This window comes from Caballeronia sp. INML1, assembly GCF_023631085.1.
Lineage (GTDB): Bacteria > Pseudomonadota > Gammaproteobacteria > Burkholderiales > Burkholderiaceae > Caballeronia > Caballeronia turbans.
Genome location: NZ_JALQDT010000027.1, coordinates 25074 through 48667, shown reverse-complemented (window position 1 = coordinate 48667; position 23594 = coordinate 25074). Strand labels below are relative to the sequence as shown.

Genomic DNA, 23594 nt, shown 5'->3' with positions numbered 1-23594 from the left:
AATCCGACTTGCGACTTTAGATGGCGGCAGGCTCATCAGGCGGACCTCTGTAATGCGGTAGCCAACCCGCGGATATCAGATCCTATGAAGCGAGGGCGTCGACGTGCTGACGCCTAAAATCAGCTTGCTGAGGTTGGCTCACAGGAGAACATCATGCGTACCGATCAGGCAGACACGGGTCATAGTGACGTACTCGTGCTGGCAGTGTCGCTGGAACTGGCGGCGGCCAAATGGAAAGTCGCGCTTCACGACGGCCGGCGCGAGAAGCCGGCCGTGCACACCCTCGCACAACCACAGGCCGCGGCGCGTCTGCATGCGGTCCTGGACCTGATCGAGGCGCACAAGGAGAAGTGGTCGCTGCCGGCCGGCGTACGCACGGTCGTGAACTACGAGGCCGGACAGGACGCGTTTTGGATCTGTCGCGCGCTGCAGGTGCACGGCATCGAGTGCTACGTCATCGATCCGGCCAGCACCCCGGTTGAACGTCACAGGCGGCGCGCGAAGACCGATCGGCTCGATGTAATCAAGCTCGTGATCAATCTGCGCGCATGGCTGCGCGGCGAGCGCGACCGCATGCACGTCGTGCACGTGCCGTCACCGCAGGATGAGGCATCACGCCAGTTGATGCGCAAGCGCGGACAACTGCAGAAGGAAGTGCTGCAGCACCGCGACCGGATGCGTAAGCTCCTGGTCACGCTCGGTTGCTGGGATGCGGTCGATCACCGTACCTTCGCCAAGCGGCTCGAACGCGAGGAAGTGCGCTGCCATGACGGAGCGCCGTTGCCGCACGAGCTGCGTGAGCGGTTAATGCGCGAGTGCGAACGGCTCGCACTCGTCGAACAACAACTTGCGGCGCTGGAGAAGACGCGACAGGAAAACGTACCAGCACCCGCGCGCCAGCGGTGCAATGCGCTGGCGCGCCTGCAGGGGATTGGCGAAGTGGGCGCCTCGCGCCTTGCCCTCGAGCTATTCTGGCGAGAGTTCGACAACCGCCGCGAAGTCGGTGCGTGCATCGGGCTCGTACCACAGCCCTACGACAGTGGCGAAAGCCAGGTCGACCAGGGGATCAGCAAACAGGGAAACCGGCGGGTGCGCGCCCTGCTGATCGAGATGGCGTGGACCTGGCTTCGCTACCAGCCCGGCAGCGCATTGACGAAATGGTTTAACCACCGCACACAAGGTACGGGACCGAACCGACGCGCGCGACGCATCGCCATCGTCGCGGTCGCGCGACGTCTTGCCATTGCGCTGTGGCGCTATCTGAAAGACGGCGTCATCCCTGACGGAGCACAGCTGAAGTCCACATAAGCCCCTAAAGTTTGGCAGGAAGGAGATCGAAGTTGGCCAAGCAGTGACGTAGCAAACATGGTTGAAGTGAGCATGCCCGTGGTCACACTGGGTTGCTGAAGCAACCGAATACTTTCAGATGGGGCATGTTCCCGGAGCGAATGTTTCCGACGTAACGCGCATGCAGGATAAGGCTGGTGATACGCCAGCGGATAGAAGGCGGTGAGGATGCTGGTTCTTCTCACGAGCGCAACGGCGGCTTCAGACCAAAGACAGGTCAGACAGGTTATGGAAATTTCGGGAAAAGCGAAGCTTGACAGAAATCCGCTCATAGAAGCGTGATCCACCGTCGAGATTTACTGCTACGTCGCCCTCAGGAAACTCCCAAAAACATGTCTTTAGAGAAAACTAAAAACCGATCCCCGATTGACACGGAGAGTCATATCAGCTCTGGTAACGCGAGTCGTCGGGCTTGAAGCGGCATCCCAGCCGATAACGCGAACCGGGATGGACGAAGCGTACGAACGTGACCGCGGCATCGCCCGACCATGTGCGGCGCACGAGCGTGAGACACGGCTCGTCGGGTGCCATTTCAAGCAATTCGGCTTCGGAACGCGTGGGCAGGCATGCATCGACGACGTGTTCTATCTCATGGGCCGGCACCGTCGCCGCGAGGTATTCGGAAGGGCGCAGGATCGTGAAGTCCTGTTCGAGAAACTCAGGCGCGACGGCAGGATTCACATAGCGGTCTTCAAGACGCACCGGCACGCCGTTCTCGCGATGCACGCAGATCAGGTGAAACACCGACGAACTCGGCGGCAGGCTCAGCGCGTTCGCCACGGCGGCGGGCGCGCTCTCGCGCTGCACGAGAATCGTCTCGGAAGTGTACTCGTGGCCCCGCGCACGGATTTCGTCGCCGATGTGGGCGATCATCAGCAGCGTGGACTGCGGCTTGGCCTCGGCGACGAACGTGCCGACGCCCGACAGCCGTGTGATCCAGCCCTCGGCCGTCAGTTCGCGCAGCGCGCGGTTGATGGTCATGCGCGACACGCCGAGCGAGTCGACAAGGCTCAGTTCCGAAGGGACGCGATCGCCCGGCCGCCACGTGCCCGCCTCGATCTTGCCGCGGATGTAAGTCTTCACCTGCGCGTAGCGGGCGAGCGGAGCGTCCGCCTCAGCACCGATATCGGCGGTTTCGAGGGTCTGGTGCGCCCGCTCGGCCGGCTTCGCATTCGGGGTCCCCGACATTGCGCCGCCTCCTCCTCAGTGCCGCGCCGAGCGCACGCGCCCGAGCGTTTCGATGAAGAAATCGTTGTCGTCGCGGCTGCCTGTCGAGACACGCACGCATCGCGTGAAGTTCGGCTCGCGCCACGGTTTCACAATCACGCCCGCGCGCATCAGGCGTTGCGCAAGCGCGTCCGCGTCTTCGCGCGCGTCAAAGAACAGGAAGTTGGCGAGCGACGGCGCGCAGGCGTAGCCCATCGCCGTGAGCGCGTCGCGCATGCGTTCGCGCTCGCGGATCGTGTGCTGCACGACGTCGGCGACATACGCCGTGTCCGACCATGCCGCGAGCGCCGCGCACTGCGCCAGACGGTTGATGTTGAACGGCGTGCGCACGCGGTTCATGAGATCGGCGAGACGCGCATCTGACGCGACGCCGTAACCGATGCGCAAACCCGCCAGCCCGTAGGCCTTCGAGAACGTGCGCAGCATGAGCCACGGCGAATGCGAGTGCTCAAGGGCCGGCAAGCTTGCCGCGTAGGACGGATCGACGCGCGCGTACTCGAAATACGCCTCGTCCCAGACGATCAGCGTGCCCGGGGCGACCGCCGAGAGCAGTCGCCCGAATTCGTCGCCCGAAAGCGCCGCGCCCACAGGGTTCGACGGATTGCTCACGAGCAGCATGCGCGTGCGCGGCGTGAGCGCTTCGCAAAGCGCATCGACATCGAAGCGCAGCTTGCGCATCGGCACGGCGCGCACGCGCGCGCCCGCGAGTTGCGGATAGATCACATGCAAGCCAAACGAGGGCGTGACAGTGACGACTTCATCGCCGGGCGAGAGAAACGTCTGCGCCGCCACCGCCAGCAGATCCTCTGATCCATTGCCGAACAGTATGCGCGCGGGCTCGACGTCGAGCGTGGCGCCGATCGCGTTGCGCAATGCACTGCACGACGAGTCCGGATAGCGCGCGACGCTTTCCTCGACCGCACGCTGCAACGCCTCTCGCACGAGCGGGCTCGCGCCGCAGGGATTCTCGTTGCTCGCGAGCTTGGCGACGCGCGACACGCCGAACTGTTCGCGCACGCGCTCCGCCGATGCGCCGGCATTGTAGGCGGGCAGATCGCGCACATCGGGACGCAGCGCCGCGATGAACGCATCAGTGGCGCTCATGCCGTTTCTCCTTCGCCGCCGCGCGACCAGAACGCGTTGCGGTCGAAATAGTTTTGTAGGAACTGGCGCAGACGCGGATCTCGGGCGTCGTGAAAGACTTCGCGGGGCTTGCCTTGCACGGCGATGCGTCCCTGATCGATGAACATCACCTTGTCCGCAACTTGCGCGGCGAAACCCATCTCGTGCGTGACGACGGCCATCGTCATGCCGTCGCGCGCGAGCTGCTTCATCACCTGCAGCACTTCGCCGACGAGTTCAGGATCGAGCGCGGACGTCGGTTCGTCGAAGAGCATGATGTGCGGTTCCATCGCGAGCGCGCGCGCGATCGCCACGCGCTGCTGCTGCCCGCCCGAGAGCTTCGCCGGATAGGCGTCACCCTTGTTCGCAAGGCCCACCGTCTCGAGCATCGCGTTGGCGCGCCGCTGTGCGTGTGCGCGCGGCAGGCGCTGCACGCGCAAGAGCGCCTCCATTACGTTTTCGAGCGCGGTCATGTGCGGCCACAGGTTGAACTGCTGGAACACCATGCCGATGTTGCGCCGCACGCGATTGATCTCGCCCTGTGACGCGCGCACGCGCCGGCCGTTCTTCTCGCCGTAGCCGAGCAGTTCGCCTTCGATGCGCACTTCGCCCGTGTCATACGTTTCGAGCGCGGCGAGGCAGCGCAAGAGCGTGCTCTTGCCCGAGCCAGACGGCCCTATGATGCAGACCACCTCCGAGCGTTCAATGTCGAGATCGACGCCGCGCAGGACTTCGACGTCGCCAAAGCGCTTGCCGAGATTGCGCACTTCGATCAGCGGCGAGGACGGCGCGCGCGGCTCGACGACGGAGGACGCGGAAGCGGGAAGGTCGATCATGGCATTCATCGGTTCACCTGGTGACGAGGGATAACAATCCACATGGTCCACATGTCAGACGAGAAAGCGCGTGAGCCGTGCCTCCGCCCAGAGTCCCGCGCGCGATGCGAGTTCGACGAGCAGCAGATAGCACACGCATAGCGCAAGCAGGGTCTCGACGAAGGCGAAGGTCGCCGAGCCGATGCCGGTCAAGACGAACGTGAGTTCGGGAACGGTCACGATCGACAGCACCGCGGTTTCCTTACTAAGCACGATGATCAAGTTGACGATGGCGGGCACGATCAGTACGAACATCTGAGGAATCTGGATGCGCAGGACGATCTGCCAGCGCGACATGCCAAGACACGACGCCGCTTCGAGATGTCCCGGCGGCACCGCGCGAAAGCCCGAGCGGAACGCTTCGGCGAAGTACGCGCTGCCGTAGAGTCCGAGCCCGAGGATGCCCGCAGTTAGCGGTTCGAGCGTCAGCCCGAACGACGGGCCGCCGTAGTACAGCAAAAAGAGCTGCACGAGAAACGGCGTGCCGCGAAAGAGTTCGATGTAGGCGCGCAGCACGGCACGCACCCAGCGTCCGCAAAAGAGTTGCAGCAGCGCGATGGCGAAGCCGATTGCGAGGCCGAGCACGACACCGGCGATCCACGTGCCGAGCGTCGTCGCAAGTCCCGCGCCGATGGCGGACAGGTTGTGCGTGATGACGGCGGGGTCGAACTGCTGCATGGCGTCGTCCTTAGGCGTGTTGCAGCCGCGCTTCGGCGGCGTGCGCGAGGAGCGACAGCGCGCCGCAGATCACGAAATAGATGAGCCCCGCCGCGACATACGCCTCCAGCGGCCGGTACGTGCTGGCTGCGATGTTCTGCGCGGTGCGCGTGACTTCGGCGATGCCGACCACCGAGATCAGTGACGACGCCTTGATGAGCAGCACCATCTCGTTCACGAGCGACGGCAGCGTCAGCCGGAACGCCTGCGGCACGAGGATGCGGCGCAGCGTGTCAAGCGGCGGCAGGCCAAGCATGCGCGCGGCTTCGATCTGGCCCGGCGGAATGCTGAGAAAGCCGCCGCGTAAAATCTCCGCAATGTACGACGCCGAACACAGCGACACCGTGCTGATTGCGGCGACGAGCGGCGGCACGTTGATGCCGGCGAACGGCAGCAGGTAGTAGACGAGCAGCAACTGCACGAGCATCGGCACGCCGCGAAAGAAGAATACGTACGCGCCGCCCGCCGCGCGCCAGGCCCGGCTCGGCGAGAGCCGCGCCGAGCACACGCCGATCGCCACGAAAAATCCGATCACGAGTCCGGCGAGCGAAATGCCGATAGTCGCGACCGCCGCCTGCAACAGCAGCGGGATGCCTTGCACGAAAACAGTCATGCTGAACATGGGGCCTCCGTGTTCGGACGCGTGATGCGCTGACTCAGTAGTTCGGCGTGGGCAGCGTCGGCGGGACCTGCATCGCGACGCCGAACCACTTCTTCTGCAGCGTGGCGAGGCGTCCGTCCTTGTCGAGCTTAAGGAGCGCGTTGTTGAACGCGTCGGCCAGCGGCTTGCTGTCCGCGTCCTTGCGCAGGCAATACGCGAAGTACACCTTCGCGCCGAACGGCGGCTGGACGACCGCGAACGTCTCCGGTCGCTGCTTTGCGACGTACGCGATGTTGGTCATCGAATTTGCCACTGCGACAATCCGGCCCGCCGCGAGGTCCGCGTAGGCCTGATTGTTATCAACGTATTCGCGGATTTCCGGCGGCTTCGGCAGCGTGGCCGCGTAGACCTTCAACTGATCGAGCTGCGCCGAACCCTTACCCGCGCCGACGGTCTTGCCCGCGACATCGGACGATTGCTTGAGGTTCGAATCGTTGGCACGCTTGAGGAAGGCGTCGGTGGCATCGGCGACGGGCAGCGTGTACGTATAGCGTTCCATACGCGCTTTCGTCACCGTGATCGGGCCGCCGACCATGTCGAACTTGCCCGCTTCAAGACCAGGCAGCACGCTCGGCCAGGGCAAGTCGATGAAGCGCACCTTCACGCCGATCTCCTTGCCGATCTCCGCGAAAAGATCCTTGTTGAAACCTGCTTGCTGGCCGTTTTCGAGAAAGTCGAACGGCGCGAACTGCATCTCCGTGCCGACCACGAGTTCGCCCGCCTTCTTCACCTTCGCAAGCTGATCTTCGGCATGCGCGCACACGCTCGCGGCGCACAGGGTCAACATCAGCACACGACTTCTCCAGCCTGCAAGGATATTCATTAGAGTCTCCAGGTAGCAAAGCGGTCGTCGCGCGTGCGGCAGCCATTGGTCAGCGCGGTATGCGGGGCAGTATATACCGCGAAATTTCGATGACCAAAAAGAAATTCTTTGCAGATTCCTAGGCGCATGAGCATGCCGGCAAGTCGCGGTCCGATTCGCTGCGTTGCAACTTGCGGCGTTGGAATTGGCGGTATATACAACCGGAGATGCGTGATGCCGTGCGCGAGTTTTTTCGCGTGCCGGCGAGCCGAACACCCCCTCGCCACGCCGCTCCAGGAGCCAGCCGATGCCGTCAGTCACCCGAATTCCCCTCATCGATTTCAGCGGCGTGCGCGAAGGCGACGCTGCCGCTCTCGTGCGCGTGGGCCACGAAATTCGCGAAGCCTGCACGACCATCGGCTTCTTCTACATCGTTAATCATGGTGTGCCGCAGGATGTGATCGACGCAGCCGAAGCCGCCGCGCGCAAGTTCTTTGCGTTTCCCGTCGGAACGAAGCGGCGCGCAGCGGTGAATCAACGGCATCGCGGCTTCAATTCGCTCGGTGACGCAACCATGTATCAGGCAAAGCGCCCTGACTATAAGGAGTTCTACAGCATCGGCCTCGAACTGCCCGAGGACGATCCCGACGTGCTCGCGGGCCAGGCGCTGCGCGGCCCGAACAACTGGCCTGACTTCATGCCCGAGCTGAGGCCGGCGCTCTATGGGTATTACGAGGCGATCGGCGAGTGCGCCAGTCATCTGCTGCGGGCCGTGGCGTCAAGTCTCGACATCGACGAGCATTTTTTCGCCTCGCGCTACACGAAGCGCATGCAGCGCACGCAAATGGTCTATTACCCACCGCAGCCGCGCCAATCCGACGAGGATCAATTCGGCGTTGCGCCTCATACGGACTACGGCTGCATCACGCTGCTTTGGCAGGACCAGGTGGGCGGTCTGCAAGTGCGTGAAATCGCGAACGACACCTGGATCGACGCGCCGCCAATTCCGGGCAGCTTCGTCGTCAATGTCGGGGATCTGCTCGCGCGCTGGACCAACGACCGGTTCCGCTCGACGTTGCATCGCGTGATCAATGCGTCGGGCCAGCAGCGCTACTCGATCGCGACTTTCTACGATCCGACCTACGGCGCCATCGTCGATCCGGCCGAGCTTGGCACACCGGCGAGCGAGGTGCGTCATGCGCCGGTAGCGGCAGGCGATTACATCCTCGGGCGCATCAACGATTCAATGGGCTATCGCAAGAAACGCGCAGCTGAGCAGCAGGGCACAGCCGCATGAGCGCGCCGCTCGACGCCACCATCGCCGCGTTGCGCGAGGCCCTGGGCAACGACCGCGTGCGCGTGGGCGAAGCCATCGGGCAACGCTCGATGACCGACTGGACCGGCCACGCGCCCGCGCGACCCGCGGCGCTCGTGCTGCCGCGCTCGACCGAAGAGGTGTCGCGCGCGCTCGCGATCTGCAACGAAGCGCGCCAGAGCGTCGTGCCGCAAGGCGGCATGACGGGGCTCGCGGGCGGCGCAATCGCGCGTGCGGCTGACATCGCGATTTCGCTCGAACGGCTCGTTGGAATCGAGGAAATCGACGCGGCATCGGCGACGATGACCGTGCTCGCCGGCACCACCTTGCAGAGCGCGCAGGAAGCCGCGGCGGCGGAGGGCTTCGAACTCGGACTCGACCTCGGCGCGCGCGGCTCGTGTCAGATCGGCGGCAACCTCGCGACAAACGCGGGCGGCAATCGTGTCATCCAGTCGGGCACCGCGCGCGAACAGGTGCTCGGCCTCGAAGCCGTGCTCGCGAACGGCGCCGTGCTCAGTTCGATGAACAAGATGATCAAGAACAACACGGGCTATGACCTGAAACAGCTTTTCGTCGGCTCGGAGGGCACGCTCGGCGTTATCACGCGCGCAGTGTTGCGGCTGCATCCGCCGCGCGCGGGGCGTCACACGGCACTCGTCGCGCTCGATGGCTACGATCAGGTCGTCGCGCTGTTGCGTGCGCTCTCGGCACGCTTCGGCAACGATATCGGCGCGTTCGAAATCATGTGGCCGGACTTCTTCGACTTCGGCGTTTCGCTCTCACCCTCGGCGCGCTCGCCGTTTGCCGCGGCGCATTCGCTTTACGCGCTGATCGAACACGCGGGCTTCGATGCCGACCACGACGGCGAGCGCTTCGCTGCCGCGCTCGCCGAGGCCTTCGGCGCCGGCGCGGTGCGCGATGCGATCGTCGCGCAATCGGTGGCGGATGCGCGTGCGCTGTGGCAAGTTCGCGAGTGCACTGCGGAATTTCCGGCACGGCTCGATCCGATCAATTTCGACGTCAGCTTGCCGGTCGGCTCAATCGGCCAATTCGTCGACGAATGCCGCGCCGCGCTCGATGCGCGCTGGCCGTCGAACCGCTCGTACTACTTCGGCCATATCGGTGATTCGAACCTGCACGTGACCGTGGACGGTCATTCGGTGCCGGGCGTGCTGCATCATGAGGTCTACGCGTTCGTCTACGACATGGTCGTGCCGTATCGCGGATCGGTCTCGGCGGAGCATGGCATCGGGTTGCTCAAGCGCGAGTTCCTGCCGCTCTCGCGTTCGCCCGAGGAGATCGCGGCCATGACCGCGATCAAACGCGCGCTCGACCCGAACGGCATCTTGAACCCCGGCAAGTTGATCTAGCGTGTCAGCGCTTCAACCAGAACTCGCGCTACACCTGCAGCACTTTCTCTTCGACGTCCGCGGCGGGGCGGGCTCGAATCCATCGTGCGGCAATTTCGCGATCTCGCCACGCCGTTGAGCGGTATCCATGAGCACGTAAAGAACATTAGACGAAATGGACTACGCGAACGTGGGATCGTCGAGCTCGCCTGAACACTCTTTAGCCTTGATGTCGAAAAGCGAGCACGGCAAGGTCGTTCTGGTGAGCAGCCGCAAAGCATCGCGTAGGGCCCCCGAGTTGGACAAGACCCGCAGGCCGCACTTGAAGCCCGGGCGCGAAGACGAGTTTGACTTAAAGGAAACTGGCGTATTACCGTAGGGCTGCTATCGGATGATTGCCGCGGGAACGAAATTCCGACAAGCGAGGCACCGCATGATGCATGCCGAAGAAGCCGTTAGAGGCTCGTCGTCCGGACTGCTCCGCGGATACGCTCGTGGCGGATGCTGTGTGCAAGGCGCAGCAGGAAGCGCTGATCAGGCGTGTTCGAAACCTGGCTACAGTAACGGAAAACACGAGCTAAGGGGTAAAACGATCAACAGGTAATTCCAAGAGTGGAAGTCAATCGCCTTGTAACGGAGCGACGTACGGCTGTGGTGTGTCGAGAAGCATGGGACAGTCGCCAGTGCTCCGGGTCCAGAACCGTGACTTGTTCCCCACAGCTGGCAGTCTTTTTCACCGCTGCGCATTGAGGGTACGCTCCGGCACCTTCGCAAGCAGGATATTCAGCCCTTCGGAGATCAACGGATGCGCAATGATCGCATCGCGCACCGCTGTATAAGGCAATCCCCCAAGCATCGCCATATGCACCGCGGCGACTACGTCGCCGGAATTGGCGCCCAGCATGGCGAAGCCAAGGATAGCGTTTGACTGCGCGTCGATCAGGATCTTCATAAAGCCCTTGGTCGCGCCGTTCGTCCGCGCCCGTGGCTCCGCCGCCATCGGCAGCTTCGCAATACGCACCGGGATGCCGCGCGCCTTCGCGTCGACTTCGCTCAAACCGATACGACCGAGTTCCGGCTCGATAAATAGCGCATACGGGATGATTCTGCCGCGCGTGGTTTTCGCAATTCCCCCAACGAGTTGCGAGCGCAGAACGCCGTAGTCGTCAAACGATGCATGCGTGAACATCGGTGTCCCTGCCACCTCGCCGATCGCCCATGTGCGCTCTGCTGTCGTCCGCAGACGTTCATCCGTTTTGATGCAGCCGCGCGCGTCCACTTCCACGCCGGCGGCCTCGAGGCCGATACCGGATGTGACAGGGGGTGCGGCCTGCCGCGACCAGAAGGTGACTACCGCTCACCATGCTGCCGTTCTGCAATACAAGTGTCACTGACTCACCCGACGTGCCCGTCACGCGGGCGGGACTCACGCCGGTTTTGACATCGATGCCTTCCTCTTTCAGCGCTGTTTCTATTGCCTCGGTGACGTCCTCGTCTTCACGCATCGCCACGCGTGGCGCGTCCTGTATCACTGTGACCTTGCTGCCGAGCTTACCGAATGCCTGCGCCATTTCCAGCCCGATATATCCACCACCGAGAACGATCAGGCTCTCGGGCAAGGTCGTCAGCACCAGCGCTTCGAAGTGGGTCAGCGGCGCGGCGGCCTTCAACCCGGGCACGTCGGGAATCGCCGCCGTCGTGCCCGTGTTGATGAAAGCATGCTCACCTTCGATGATTCGCAGACTGCCATCATTTGTTTTAACGGCGAGCCGGCGGGGGGCGACGAAGCGGCCCGTGCCCAACACAAATTCCAGGCCGGCGTCACGAAAGGCGTTGCGATTGATTTCCACCATTATGCTTCACGTCGCATGGCGCGCCGCGCACGTCCTATTCGACGTATGGCGGAGCGGGTTTGGATGGCTCCAACCAACTAAACCGACCAAAACTCGGGCGCCGCGTCGTCGGACCGCTAAGCGTCTTCCGTGCGATCCGATGAGCGATACGGGACTAAATCAGCGCGCCGATCAACCTCTAGCTTGGGCAAAGCGCAAAAACGAAGCAGTGCCTCCGTAGTTACCGTCTTGTCGTCGAGTTTGATACCATTGTAAATTGGCTGAACTCGAGCTTCCGTGAACGGCCGCGCGATGGATCCGGTTGCGTTGATCGGGCGCGTATCGAGGTCGTGCGCGACTAAATTTTTGATGACAACCTCCGAAGCGCTGCTACTGATCGACTCGTTGCAAACGAGTTTGCGCGACGATTTAGCGCAGATGGAGACCGATTTTTCGTCGCGGAAAGTGATGGTGCTCATCCACGTGCTGGCACGCAATTTCGATGCCTGTTCTGAATTGACGCATGGACTGACTCATGGCCGGTCATTCGCAGCCAAAGGCCGTCCGGGCCTTGCGCTTTCTCGCCTCCACAGCACGCTAGTGAATATTCAGGGTCCGCGGTACATCAGAGCAGATCATCGTTGCTTATGAGTTGCCGAGGTCGTTAGGCATCTCTTGAACCAGTAAAACGGTTCATCAACGTCTTATTCGGATTCTCCGATCGTTGCCTTTAATCGGTGTCCAAACTCCATGACTCTGTTCTCCTGCAGACGATGTACTCTCGTGGCCATAGGTCGCAAATGACGCTCTTGTGAAAGAATGCTGTTGTTCAATCAAGACTCATAGGAGGATTATGGAACAGGGATGCGGGCAATCTGGCATTTAGCGTGGTGACAGTGGTTCATTTCATCTCCTGCTCGATCCTAGTTTTAGTTTGTATGGATTGCATCGGCCGTCGAAGCGAGGAGTACCGCTTCGGCCTGAATGTCCGCTCGAAGATGTCCTCAATCCACCGTTGTATCGATTTGTGTTCGCGCGGCAAACGACCTAGGAGTCCAGCGACACTCAATTTCCCGAACACACAGTTCACTGGGTCTTGCGACTTGGATTCGGGCAATAAATGAGTTGCCGAACGTGGGGAGGCCGATTTGCCGGTAGCTTCGCAAAGTCCAGGCACTGTTGTTTTCTGAATAAGTAAGAGTTGTCGCATGAGTTGTTTTTGCACTTGGCAGCGGAGCCATGAAGAGGCTGGTGGAATGTGGGCGAAGCATTAGATTTTCTGTCGAGGATACGTGATAGCATTGAAGCGACTTGTATCGGTATTGTCGCAGGGCATGAAAAGAGCGCGAAAGTATTCTGGTTGGCTTAGGAGCGTTCGAATAACGGAAATAATTAGATTGAGTCACTTAGGAGGCTTGTGCTGACCGGTTGGATTATATCTAACTGTACTTAATCGCTTGGCAAGGCTTCTCGAAACGAAAAGTCGAGCGGCTTTTCGCGTCGCTGAACGGCTGCTTCCCCATACAGTAATTGCGCTATTTTTAACCGGCGCCCTAACTTGGTAAATGCGCTCGACTGCCGCACGGGCCGCTAACGCGTATGCGGGCGAACAGTGGCCCAACTTTTAATGATCTCGTCTCTTAGCTGACACGGAAGCGTTTTGGCCATTAATGCAGCGCTTGGACGCGAGACTTCGGCTTCGACATCGAATACCTTTCACTTTGGTTCGAGGCATGCGCGCGACGCGAGGCGCGTTCGATTTCAGAGACGCCGAAGGGGCGCCGGAATGTCAAATAACTATCCCGGCCCCCGATAAAATGAAAATAGCATTGCTCTGCACATTCTTCGTTGCCATCGCCATCGCCATCGCCATCGCCATCGCCATCGCCATCGCCACCGTCGCCAACACCCGCGACTAGGACCTCTCGACGCGCCTCGACATTGGGGTCCATGGCACATCTTGATGGCGGCGCTCATGGACACGGGCGTCGGGCGCGTTGTCGGATCTTCCGCTTCCAAGCGGAAAACGAGCGCCACGACGCCATCATCATGCTCTACGTCACGACGGGCCCCGTGACGACCGCAGTCTCTGGGCGTGGAACTCACCATGGACTACCTTCTCAAGACAACGGAGGCACGTTCCCTCGGCGCATGCATCGGTCATGCGATCGATTACGTCATCAAGTACCGGCTCTACGAGCGCTAGTTGTTCAGCACCTTCTCCCAGAGCGAAGCGTGCTTCAACAAGAATCGCAGTACATCGTGGGGAATCAGCATGATGCCCTTCCAGAAGCACGGCATAAAAAGGACGGTCTTCTTCCTTTCGACGATGCGTACGACGTCCGTCGCGACCTTCTCGTCAAGCTTGTTTGTCCGTGACGTTGTATGCGACTGTCAAGCGCTGCGAATGTGCCTCGATGGCGATCGCTTTCCCATGACAGTAGGGGAATGATCGATCGGAACGGGTGCACTATGCCTGAGAGCAAGGCCAATTTCTTCGATGGAAGCACGAGTGATCGCCGACGCATTCCGAGCCACTTATCGCGAGGCTGCCAGAGCACGCTCGTGAACGACGTTCCCGAGAGCAGGCGCCGCAGTGATATGCGAGCGTTAAAATGTCGGTTTTGCTATCGTGGCAACGCCCGATCGGATTTTTAAATAGGCGTGGCACCGCGAAAGTGCCCCAATACGTTGTAGGCCGGAATCAAAAGAGGTCGCGTTTGCGACCCGGGTCCTGTCGGAGGCGTCGGAATGGATAACGGACGAATCAGAGTGGGCCTGCGCCTGGAACGCGTACTTTGGATTGCGTGTCCTTTACTCACGTTTGTAGTGATGTACGCCCACATGACGGCCATTGAAAATATCCACTATAAAAGCGATATTCCGACGCAGTTCCTGTCTAGTGAACCGCAAGCCTTAACGCATGCCCATAACCTGTTCCTGAGCACATGGCTTGAATCCGGACTGATCGGCGTCGTGCTGGAAAAGTCGCTCCTGATCGCGCTGGTCGTGCGATTCTGCCGGCTGCGTCATGCCACGCCCTGGATTTGCGCGGCAGGCGTGGCGCTGGTCGTCGGCATGCTTGCGAAGAACAGCACCGACGACTTCATGTGGCGGACCACCGCGCTGGCGTTCGGGAGTTTCACGGGGCTCCTGCTGGGACGAGGCGAACGGCTCTTTGCCCCCCGACGCGAAGACGTCGAATCATCGTCGGGGGCGTAGACCCGTGCACCTCGCACTGCTTTACACCTTCTTCGCTGCGATCGCCACCGCCGCCAACATCGGCGCGCAGGACCTCACTACGCGTCTCTACACCGGCCCCTGGCACATCCTGTTAGCGGTGTTCATCGGCACGGGCGTGGGCCTTGTCGTGAAATACGTGCTCGACAAGAAATGGATCTTCCGCTTCAAGGCGGAGAACGCGCGCCATGACGCGACCATGTTCACGCTCTACGTGACGATGGGCCTCGTTACCACGGCAATCTTCTGGGGCGTGGAATTCGGCTTCAATCACATCTTCGGAACGGCCGAAGCACGCTACATCGGCGCGTGCATCGGTCTCGCGATCGGCTACGTGATCAAGTACCGGCTCGACAAGCGCTACGTGTTCCGCTCGTTCTCTTAGAGACTCGCGCGCTTGAACACGAACCGCGGCACGTTCCGAATGATGAGCATGATGCCCCACCAGAACCACGGCGTATAAAGCACGTCCTTCTTCCGCTCGACCGCGCGCACGATATCCTTCGCGACCTTCTCCGGCGTCGCGACGAGCGGCCCCGGGAGCGGCAAACCCGCGGTCATCGGCGTGGCGACGAAGCCGGGCTTGACATCGACCACATACACGCCGACTTTGAAAAGCCGCGCCCGCAAGCCTTCGAGAAACGCCTGCAATGCGGCCTTCGCGCTGCCGTACAGATAATTCGACGGCCGCCCGCGATCGCCCGCCACCGATGAAATCACGGCCAGCGATCCATGCCGCTGCGCTTCGAGCCGATTGGCGATCGGCGTGAGCAGCGCGATCAGCGAGAGCGCATTGGTATGAAACTCGCGCACCGCGACGGCCGGATCGCTCTGACAAGCGGCCTGATCCGGCAGCGTCCCCGACGCGACCAGCACGATATCGATCGAATCCATGTGCGCCGCGCAGTCGGCGAGCATCGCGGCGTGATCGTCGAGCCTGTCGATATCGAGCCGATGCGCCGCAACCGACGCGGCCCCGCGCGCGGTCAAATCGGCGGCGACCTGTTCCATGCGCTCCTGATTGCGGGCGACCAGAAAGAAGCGCGCACCTTTGACGGCCCATTCGCGCGCGCAGGCGATGGCAATGGCGGACGTGGCGCCCACGATGACGATGTTCTTCATAGGCCGGTCACTCGTTTCCAGAAATGCGACAGCATGGCCGGATCGCGAAGCGACTCGAGTTGCTGCCATTGAGGATAGGCGGCGCGGAAATCGGCGCCCGACATGTGCGCGTCCTTGGCCGGATAGATGCGTCCGCCGGCTTCGCGCACGATCGTGTCGAGCGCGTCGAAAAGCTGCGCATTGCGCATCTCGTGCTGCGGGAAGTCGAGCGCGAGCGACGTCCCTTCCATCGGAAACGACAACAGTCCGGGCGATGCAATGTCCCCGCAGCGCTTGAGCACCGCGAGAAACGAGCCCGTGCCGCTCGATGAAATGCGATCGAGCATCGCGCGCACCGCATCGCGCGCGCTCGCCGCCGGCACGACGCACTGATATTGCTGAAACCCGGACGGCCCATACACACGGTTCCATTCGAGCAGGCTGTCGAGCGGATAGAAATAGCCGTCATAGCCCACGCGCGAAATCTCGAAGGGCTTGCGCTGCCTGCGGTAATACAGTTCGTTGAACGCGCGCAGCGTGAGGCCGTTGATGAGCGAGACGGGCGGCGTCAACGGCATGCGGCGCTTATGTCGTTCCTCGACATCGAGCGAGCCGTGGATCGCATGATCGCCCGCCATGAAGATGCCGCGCCCGAGCGCGGGCCCGCGGCTCGCGCAATCGACCCACGCGACGCAGTACTCATGCTTCGCGTCATATTCCTCCGACAAGTCGAAGAATTCGTCGAGCTTGCCGAAGCGAATGCTCGTCACGTCGATGAGACTCGTGCGGATGGGCATCAACGAAAATTCGGCCCACAGAATGAGTCCCGTGAGCCCGAGGCCGCCGATCGTCGCGCTGAACATTTCGGTGTTCGTTTCCGGCGAGCATTCGATGAACGTGCCGTCGCTGCGCGCGAGGCCGAATGCGCGCACATGCCGCCCGAATGTGCCACGCACGTGATGATTCTTGCCGTGCACGTCGTTGGCGATGGCACCGCCCAGAGTCACGTACTTCGTGCCCGGCGTGACCGGCAGCATCCTGCCGCGCGGCACCGCGAGCGCGAGAATCTGCTCGAAGGTGATGCCGGGCTCGGCGCGCACGATGCCGCGCGTCCAGTCGGCCGAGATGATGCGATCGAGCGCAAGCGTCTGGAACACATGATTCGAACTCGCGAGACAGACATCGCCGTAGCTGCGGCCGTTGCCGAATGCGAGCGTCGTGCCGTGCGCGCGCTGCACGTCGCGCCATTGCGCCTGCGCTTCGTCGCGCCAGTGCGCGGCGTGCGCCGTCTGCGGCAGATGCGGGTAGCGGCCCCAGGAGAGCAGTTCGCTCATCGGTCAGATCGCGAGCCAGAACGCGAAGCCGCACAGGGCGACGACGAACAAGCTCATGCGATCGCGCGCCGCGAACACGATGGGATCGTCGTTCATTCTGCCGCGATGCGTGATGACCCACGTCCGGCTGAACCAGTAGAGCATCAGCGGACAGACCATCCAGATGAATTGCGGGTGCCGGTAGAGCATCCTGGTGTGCTCGTCCTGGATGTACAGCGCCAGCACGAGCACCGAGATATAGCCCGACGATGTGCCGAGCGACGACACGATGGCGAGATCGCTCGCCAGATAGCCGCGCCCGCGCGCGCTGTCACGTCCGGCTTTCATCATCGCGTGAAGCTCGGTGTATCGCTTCACGAGGGCGAGGCTCAGGAACGCGAACATCGAGAAGGCGAGCAGCCAGAACGTGAGCGGCACGTGGATCGCCGCGGCCCCGGCGACGATGCGCGTCGTGTAGAGCGCCGCGAGCACGACGACGTCGATCATCACCTGGCGCTTGAGTGCGAGCGAATAGGCGAGCGTCAGCACGTAGTAGCCAAGCAGGGCGGCGTTGAACTTCCACGAAAAGAAGGTCAACGCGATCGAGAACGACGCGGCAAGCAGGACAGGGCAGAGCGCCATGCCCCAGGCGAGCGGCATCGTGCCGGCGGCGAGCGGGCGCTTGCGCTTCACCGGATGCTGGCGGTCGTCCTGCAGATCGAGCAGGTCGTTGAGCAGATATACGCTCGATGCGCACAGCCCGAAGGCGAAGAACGCGAGCACGGCGAACCCGATCGCAGCGGGCGATTTCAGCTGGTGCCCGGCGAGCAGCGGCACGAAAACCAGCACGTTCTTCAACCACTGATGCAGGCGCAGCGATTTCGCCCAGACCTTGAGCGTCGGCTGGCGGCTCTCGAAGACCTGTTCGATGTTGTCGTGCTTCGACGCCGCCCGCACGACGCCCGCATGCGGATTGACCACGTATGCGCGATCGGCGGCGGCCCAGACGACGATGTCGTCGTGCGAATTGCCGACGTAGTCGAAACCCTTCTCGCCGTACGCTTCGACGAGCCGGTCGCGCTTGCGATGCGAAGAAAGATTGACGTGCTCGTCGGTGGCGAACACGCGATCGAAGATGCCGAGGTGCTCCGCGATCCGCTGCGCAAATGTCTCATGACTCGCCGTGGCGAGCGCGATCGTCCGGCCCGCGGCGCGCATCTCGCGCAGCCAGTTCACGACTTGCGTGTTGTACGGCAGGGTCGTGACGTCGATGCTCACGTGCTCGGCAAGCCGCGACTTGAGTCCGGGCTTGCCGCCGCTCGAGAGCCATTGCAGCGGCTTGTAGAACTTTTGCGGAAACGATCTCAGAAAGGCGAATCCGCTCTCGACGAGAATGTCGGAGTGGATCAGCGTACCGTCGAGATCCACGACAATGGGCTTGTTCATACAATTCGCGTCGGGTGATCGGTTAAGCCCACAGCGCGTCCGGTCCCAACCAGGGAAGGGCGAATCGGGCGCGACAGAATCCTCCGCTTGCTGGCGCAATCTAGCACAATCTGTAACAAGAACGGTTCGTCGCACCGCGCTGTGCGCCACCTCGCGCGGTTGCCGAAAACATCTACATTGAGGACAATCTGACGTCTTCCACTCGTCGATGCGGTCCGTTTTCCTTTCGTGGCGCGGACACCCCCCTTGTCCGATGAACGCGAACGCCCCGCAGAACCGATCGGCGCCTCAGTCCGATCCCGCCATCACCCTCAGCATTTCCATCGTCGTCTACCGGCCGGATGCCGCGCTGCTCGCGCGCACCGTCGAAACGCTCGAAACCGCGCTCGCGCAGTTGCACGACGTCGCCGGGCGCCCGTGCCTGTATCTGATCGACAACGGTAATCCCGGCGAACTCGCCGACCTGCCGGCGCCCTCGGACGCCGAATTCGACACCGTGGTGCTGAAAGGGCACGGCAACGTCGGCTACGGGCGCGGACACAATCTCGCGATCGCGCGCGCGGACAGCCGCTATCACCTGATCCTGAATCCGGATGTCGAGCTCAACGCGGACGGCCTGCGCCGCGCGCTCGCGTTTTTGCGCGACTCGCCGGAAACGGGGCTGCTCGCGCCGTGGATCGGCGGAGACGACGGCCGTCAGCAGTTTCTCTGCCGCCGCTATCCGACGGTGCTCGATCTCTTCGTGCGCGGCTTTCTGCCCTCCGCGCTGCGCAAACCGTTCGCGCGCCGCCTCGCGCGCTACGAGATGCGCGACGTCATCGGCGAGAACAACATCGTGTGGGACCCGCCGATCGTGAGCGGCTGTTTCATGCTCTTCAGAAGCGACGTGCTCAAGTCGCTCGGCGGCTTCGATCCGCGCTATTTCCTGTATTTCGAAGACTACGATCTGAGCCTGCGCACGCGCCGGGTCGCGCGCATCGCGTATGTGCCGTCGGTGCGCATCCTGCATCACGGCGGCGGCGCGGCGAAGAAGGGCTCGGTGCATATCAAGCTCTTCGTCACGTCGGCGTACCGGTTCTTCAACCGCTTCGGCTGGAGATGGCTATGAGCGAAACCGGCCGACGCATCGCGATCACCGGCGCCAACGGCTTCGTCGGCCGCGCGGTGAGCCGGGCGCTGCTCGCGCGCGGCATCCGCGCGACCGGGCTCGTGCGGCATGACGCGCAGTGCGAACCGGGCGTCGATGTACGGCATATAGACGGCCTCGACTCGATCGCGCCCGACGCCTTTGCAGGCTGCGACGCGGTGATCCATCTCGCCGCGCGCGTCCATGTGATGACCGACGCCGCCGCGCAAAAGACCTCCGAGGCGCTGCTGAACGCGTACCGCGCGATCAACGTCGACGGCACGCTCGCCGCCGCCGAAGCCGCGCGCCGCGCCGGCGTCGCGCGCTTCGTCCTGATGAGCAGCATCAAGGCGCTCGGCGAAAGCGACCCGGGCCGCCCGTTCACCGAAGACGACACGCGCAGTCCGCCCGATGCCTACGGCGTCTCGAAAGCCGAAGCCGAAGTGAAACTGCTCGAATTCGGCAGCCGCACGGGGCTCGAGATCGCGATCGTGCGGCCGCCCCTCGTCTACGGTCCCGGCGTGCGCGCCAATTTTCTGGCGATGATGCGCGCCATCGCGCGCGGCATCCCGTTGCCGCTCGGTGCAATCGATGCGCGTCGCAGTCTCGTCTCCGTCGACAATCTGGCGAGCGCGACGATCGAATGCGCGCTCAATCCCGCCGCCGCGGGACGCCTGTTCCATGTCACCGACGGCTACGATCCGAGCGTCGCCGAACTCGCGCGCAAGCTCGGCGCGCATCTCGGCAGGCCCGCGCGGCTCGTGCCGGTTCCGGCCGGACTGCTGCGCGGCCTCGCTCGCGTTGCCGGAAAGACCGCGCAGATCGACCGGCTGACTGGCAGCCTGCGGGTCGATTCGCACCGTATCCGCGACGCGCTCGGCTGGCAGGCGCCGCAATCTCTCGATGAAGGTCTGGCCGCCACGGCCGCGTGGTTTCGCTCGACGCGCGGGCAATGAACGCTTCGCGCCGGCCGAAACCGCCGGTCGCGAACGTTAAAATACGCGCTGCTTCCACACCGGCATTGCAAGGTTCCTGACAGCTTCAGTCAGCGCAATTTTTCCTTGTTCGTCAGATATTTAAACTAAATGCGGCGAGCGTTCGCGTATGCTTTCGGGTTTTTCCCGAGCGAAGAACTGCCGGGACGACCAGGCCTCGTTTTCGACAACTCATAACATTGCATGCTGCATTCGTATTTTGAAGCTTCGCCGCTGCTGGCCGCGGTGTCCGTTGCGGTACTGGCGCTCGCCGCGTGCGCGCTGATTCTCCGTACGCTCATCCACACCGGCCTCGCGTGGCGTCTCGCCACCGATATTCCCAACGAACGCTCGCTGCACGAACGGCCCACGCCGCGCGTCGGCGGATGGGGCATCGTGCCGGTCGCGGTGATCGCACTTCTGGTCGCGGCACCGTCGATGTGGCTCGTCGCAGCGTGCGCCGTCTTCCTCGCCGCCGTATCGCAAATCGATGATCGCCGCGGCCTGCCCGCGCGCGTGCGCTTCGCGGCGCATATCGTCGCGGTGGCGCTCGTCATCGTCGTGCATCCGGCGGACGTGCCGTGGTGGGCGCTCGCGCTGGTCGGCTTTCTGATGCTGTGGCTCGTCAATCTGTACAACTTCATGGACGGTTCGGACGGGCTCGCCGGCGGCATGGCGCTATTCGGCTTCGGCGGTTACGCGCTCGCGGCACTCGCCGGACCCGCGCCGCAAGCCGATCTCGGCCTCGCGAGCCTGGCCATCGCGGGCGCGGCGGCCGGATTTCTGACCCTCAATTTCCATCCGGCCCGGATTTTTCTCGGCGATGCCGGGTCTATTCCCTTGGGGTTTCTCGCGGGCGCGCTCGGCTATTGGGGCTGGCAACGGGGCGCGTGGCCGGTCTGGTTTCCGGCGCTCGTGTTTTCGCCTTTCATCGCGGATGCCACGGTCACCTTGTTGCGCCGCCTCGCGCGCGGCGAAAAATTCTGGCAGGCCCACCGCGAGCATTACTATCAGCGCATGGTGCGCCTTGGAATGGGGCACGCGCGCACCGCGCTCACGTGGTATCTGTTCATGCTGGCGGGCATAATGCTCGCGAATGGGGCGCTGCGGTTTTCTCTCGCGGGGCAGTGGGCGGCAGTTGCGGGCTGGGCAGTCGTGGTTGTGGCAGCGGGCGCGGTGGTCGACGCGCGTTGGCGGCGTCATGCGACGCGCCATTCCGACCAATCTTGAGGGTCCATGCTGATGAATCGAATAAAAGCTACATGGCTATCGGCGGGCGCGTTCGGCTTCGATCTCGTGGCCGTCGTCGGATCCTGGCTCATCGCTTATCTGCTGCGCTTCAACGGCGCCGTGCCGCATGACTTCCGTCATGGCGCGCTCGCGGCGCTCATCTGGGTCGTACCGGTCTACGCCGTCGTCTTCCGCGTCTTCGGGCTGTATCGCGGCATGTGGGTGTTCGCGAGCCTGCCCGACCTCATGCGCATTTCGAAATCCATCGTCGTGGGCGCGCTCATCGTGATGGTGGGCGCCGTGATGTCGCAGCCGACGCCGATCATTCCCCGCTCGGTGCTCATCGTTTCTCCGCTCCTGCTCTTCCTGGCGATGGGCGGCGCGCGCGCACTCTATCGCGCGAGCAAGGAGTTCTACCTGTACGGCGGCCTCGTCGGACAGGGCAAGCCGGTGATCGTGCTCGGCGCGGGCACGGCGGGCGCGATGCTCGTGCGCGAGCTGGCGCGTTCGAGCGAATGGCGCCTCGTCGGCCTGCTCGACGACGATCCCGGCAAGCAGGGCCGCGAAGTGCTCGGACACAAGGTGCTCGGCTCGTTCGGCGATCTGTCGCGCGTTGCCGAACAGTTGAAGGTCGACTACGTGATCATCGCGATTCCGTCGGCGTCGGTCGAGGAGCAGCGGCGCGTTGCCACGTTGTGCGTGCGCGCCGGCGTGAAGGTAATGGTGCTGCCCGCGCTCACGCCGCTCACGCAAGGCCAGAATTTCCTGTCGCGCGTGCGGCAGATCGACTTGGAAGACCTGCTCGGCCGCGAGCCGGTGAAGATCGACATGCCGCACGTCGAGCAACTGCTGCACGGGCGCGTCGTGATGGTGACGGGCGCGGGCGGCTCGATCGGCTCGGAACTGTGCCGTCAGATTCTGCGTTTCTCGCCGGCGCAACTGGTCGCCTACGACCTTTCCGAGTACGCGATGTATCGCCTGATCGAGGAACTGCACGAGCGGTTTCCGGAGTGCTCGGTGATTCCGGTCGTCGGCGATGCGAAGGACTCGCTGCTGCTCGATCAGACGATGGGACGCTTCACGCCGCACATCGTCTTCCATGCAGCCGCCTACAAGCACGTCCCGCTGATGGAAGAGCAGAACGCATGGCAGGCGGTGCGAAACAACGTGCTCGGCACGCTGCGCGTCGCGCGCGCGGCGATACGCCACGACGTGCGCCATTTCGTCCTGATTTCCACGGACAAGGCGGTCAACCCGACCAACGTGATGGGCGCCTCCAAGCGTCTCGCCGAAATGTCGTGCCAGGCGTTGCAGCAATCCGCGCCGCACACGCAGTTCGAGACGGTGCGCTTTGGCAACGTGCTCGGCAGCGCGGGCAGCGTGATCCCGAAGTTCCAGCAGCAGATTTCGAAAGGCGGGCCGGTGACCGTCACGCATCCGGAAATCACGCGCTTCTTCATGACGATTCCGGAAGCCGCGCAGCTCGTGTTGCAGGCGTCGAGCATGGGGCGCGGCGGCGAAATTTTTATCCTCGACATGGGCCAGCCCGTGAAGATCGTCGATCTCGCGCGCGACCTGATTCGTCTCTACGGCTTTTCGGAAGAGCAGATCCGCATCGTCTTCACGGGCCTGCGCCCCGGCGAGAAGCTCTACGAGGAACTGCTCGCCGACGACGAAACCACCACGCGCACGCCGCATCCGAAACTGCGCATCGCGCAGGCGCGGGGCGTGCCGAACGATTTCATCGACGAGTTGCTGCCCTGGCTCATGCAGCATCGCGTGCTTTCCGACGAAGAGGTGCGCCGCGACCTGCGCCGCTGGGTGCCGGAATATCAGACGGCGACGCTGCCCGTCCTGCAGAGCGTCGCGGCCGTGCAGACGGCGCGCGAGCGCGGCGCGGCGGGCTGACGCGGACGG

The 23594-nt window shown here is 63.0% G+C and carries 18 protein-coding genes and 2 pseudogenes; 9 read left to right on the top strand and 11 right to left on the bottom strand.

Translation table 11 applies throughout. The annotated features are described in order from the left end of the window. Positions 1-153: 153 nt before the first annotated feature. Positions 154-1308: an IS110 family transposase gene (locus NCR38_RS10325; RefSeq protein ID WP_250476975.1), complete on the top strand. Its 1155-nt coding sequence runs from the start codon at positions 154-156 to the stop codon at positions 1306-1308. A 423-nt stretch (positions 1309-1731) separates the two neighbouring features. On the opposite strand, the gene hutC is transcribed toward NCR38_RS10325, so the two are convergent. The 6 genes from hutC to NCR38_RS10295 are packed head-to-tail and all read right to left on the bottom strand — an operon-like array spanning position 1732 to position 6772. Next, positions 1732-2535, bottom strand: coding sequence for a histidine utilization repressor (gene hutC / locus NCR38_RS10320; protein WP_086961256.1), 804 nt, complete (start codon positions 2533-2535; stop codon positions 1732-1734). Positions 2536-2550: 15 nt separating this feature from the next. After that, the gene (hisC, locus tag NCR38_RS10315; protein ID WP_250476974.1) at positions 2551-3678 is read right to left on the bottom strand and encodes a histidinol-phosphate transaminase; all 1128 of its coding nucleotides are present in this window, start codon (positions 3676-3678) and stop codon (positions 2551-2553) included. Then, the gene (locus NCR38_RS10310) at positions 3675-4541 is read right to left on the bottom strand and encodes an amino acid ABC transporter ATP-binding protein (protein ID WP_061119306.1); all 867 of its coding nucleotides are present in this window, start codon (positions 4539-4541) and stop codon (positions 3675-3677) included. Before NCR38_RS10310 ends, hisC begins: the two co-directional genes overlap by 4 nt. Positions 4542-4586: 45 nt before the next feature. Beyond that, positions 4587-5249 carry an amino acid ABC transporter permease gene (locus tag NCR38_RS10305; protein ID WP_250476973.1) on the bottom strand — a complete coding sequence of 221 codons (663 nt, stop codon included), beginning with the start codon at positions 5247-5249 and terminating at the stop codon, positions 4587-4589. Positions 5250-5259: 10 nt separating this feature from the next. Next, positions 5260-5910, bottom strand: coding sequence for an amino acid ABC transporter permease (locus NCR38_RS10300; RefSeq protein ID WP_061119304.1), 651 nt, complete (start codon positions 5908-5910; stop codon positions 5260-5262). 34 nt (positions 5911-5944) lie between these two features. Further along, positions 5945-6772, bottom strand: coding sequence for a transporter substrate-binding domain-containing protein (locus NCR38_RS10295; protein WP_250476972.1), 828 nt, complete (start codon positions 6770-6772; stop codon positions 5945-5947). A gap of 286 nt (positions 6773-7058) precedes the next feature. Between NCR38_RS10295 and NCR38_RS10290 the strand changes: the two genes are divergently transcribed. Both NCR38_RS10290 and NCR38_RS10285 read left to right on the top strand, forming a co-directional pair. Continuing rightward, positions 7059-8048, top strand: a complete 990-nt coding sequence (locus NCR38_RS10290; protein WP_250476971.1) for an isopenicillin N synthase family oxygenase — start codon at positions 7059-7061, stop codon at positions 8046-8048. Continuing rightward, on the top strand, positions 8045-9436 hold the full coding sequence (locus tag NCR38_RS10285) for an FAD-binding oxidoreductase (RefSeq protein WP_250476970.1): 1392 nt from the start codon (positions 8045-8047) through the stop codon (positions 9434-9436). The genes NCR38_RS10290 and NCR38_RS10285 overlap by 4 nt, the downstream gene beginning before the upstream one ends. A 712-nt stretch (positions 9437-10148) precedes the next feature. On the opposite strand, the pseudogene NCR38_RS10280 reads toward NCR38_RS10285, so the two are convergent. Together NCR38_RS10280 and NCR38_RS10275 are read right to left on the bottom strand one after the other, a co-directional pair. Further along, positions 10149-11268: pseudogene (locus tag NCR38_RS10280) on the bottom strand (FAD-dependent oxidoreductase); the annotation flags it as partial. A gap of 116 nt (positions 11269-11384) precedes the next feature. Next, positions 11385-11726: a hypothetical protein gene (locus NCR38_RS10275; protein ID WP_061119299.1), complete on the bottom strand. Its 342-nt coding sequence runs from the start codon at positions 11724-11726 to the stop codon at positions 11385-11387. 2389 nt (positions 11727-14115) lie between these two features. Between NCR38_RS10275 and NCR38_RS10270 the strand changes: the two are divergent. Together NCR38_RS10270 and NCR38_RS10265 are read left to right on the top strand one after the other, a co-directional pair. Continuing rightward, a pseudogene (locus NCR38_RS10270) lies at positions 14116-14469 on the top strand (O-antigen ligase family protein); the annotation flags it as partial. A gap of 4 nt (positions 14470-14473) precedes the next feature. After that, complete coding sequence (locus NCR38_RS10265) at positions 14474-14872, top strand: GtrA family protein (protein WP_061119297.1); 399 nt, start codon at positions 14474-14476, stop codon at positions 14870-14872. Here NCR38_RS10265 and NCR38_RS10260 read toward each other — a convergent pair. From NCR38_RS10260 to NCR38_RS10250, 3 genes are read right to left on the bottom strand one after another with little or no spacing between them, the layout of a single operon-like run. Beyond that, positions 14869-15609: an SDR family oxidoreductase gene (locus NCR38_RS10260; protein WP_250476969.1), complete on the bottom strand. Its 741-nt coding sequence runs from the start codon at positions 15607-15609 to the stop codon at positions 14869-14871. The genes NCR38_RS10265 and NCR38_RS10260 overlap by 4 nt on opposite strands. Further along, a complete protein-coding gene (locus NCR38_RS10255; protein ID WP_250476968.1) occupies positions 15606-16922 on the bottom strand; it encodes an FAD-binding oxidoreductase in 1317 nt (438 codons plus the stop codon). Before NCR38_RS10255 ends, NCR38_RS10260 begins: the two co-directional genes overlap by 4 nt. A 3-nt stretch (positions 16923-16925) precedes the next feature. After that, entirely contained in the window at positions 16926-18347 is a 1422-nt protein-coding gene (locus NCR38_RS10250; protein ID WP_250476967.1) for a UbiA family prenyltransferase, read from the bottom strand. Between the two features lie 253 nt (positions 18348-18600). On the opposite strand from NCR38_RS10250, the gene NCR38_RS10245 reads away from it, so the two are divergent. The 4 genes from NCR38_RS10245 to NCR38_RS10230 all read left to right on the top strand — a co-directional run bounded on the left by NCR38_RS10245 (position 18601) and on the right by NCR38_RS10230 (position 23585). Further along, the gene (locus NCR38_RS10245) at positions 18601-19455 is read left to right on the top strand and encodes a glycosyltransferase family 2 protein (RefSeq protein ID WP_250476966.1); all 855 of its coding nucleotides are present in this window, start codon (positions 18601-18603) and stop codon (positions 19453-19455) included. After that, positions 19452-20429 (top strand): NAD-dependent epimerase/dehydratase family protein, encoded by a 978-nt coding sequence (locus NCR38_RS10240; RefSeq protein WP_250476965.1) that lies wholly within the window; start codon positions 19452-19454, stop codon positions 20427-20429. Before NCR38_RS10245 ends, NCR38_RS10240 begins: the two co-directional genes overlap by 4 nt. Before the next feature lie 222 nt (positions 20430-20651). Continuing rightward, positions 20652-21677, top strand: coding sequence for a glycosyltransferase family 4 protein (locus NCR38_RS10235; RefSeq protein WP_250476964.1), 1026 nt, complete (start codon positions 20652-20654; stop codon positions 21675-21677). A 12-nt stretch (positions 21678-21689) separates the two neighbouring features. Further along, a complete protein-coding gene (locus tag NCR38_RS10230) occupies positions 21690-23585 on the top strand; it encodes a nucleoside-diphosphate sugar epimerase/dehydratase (RefSeq protein ID WP_250476963.1) in 1896 nt (631 codons plus the stop codon). Positions 23586-23594 lie beyond the last annotated feature (9 nt).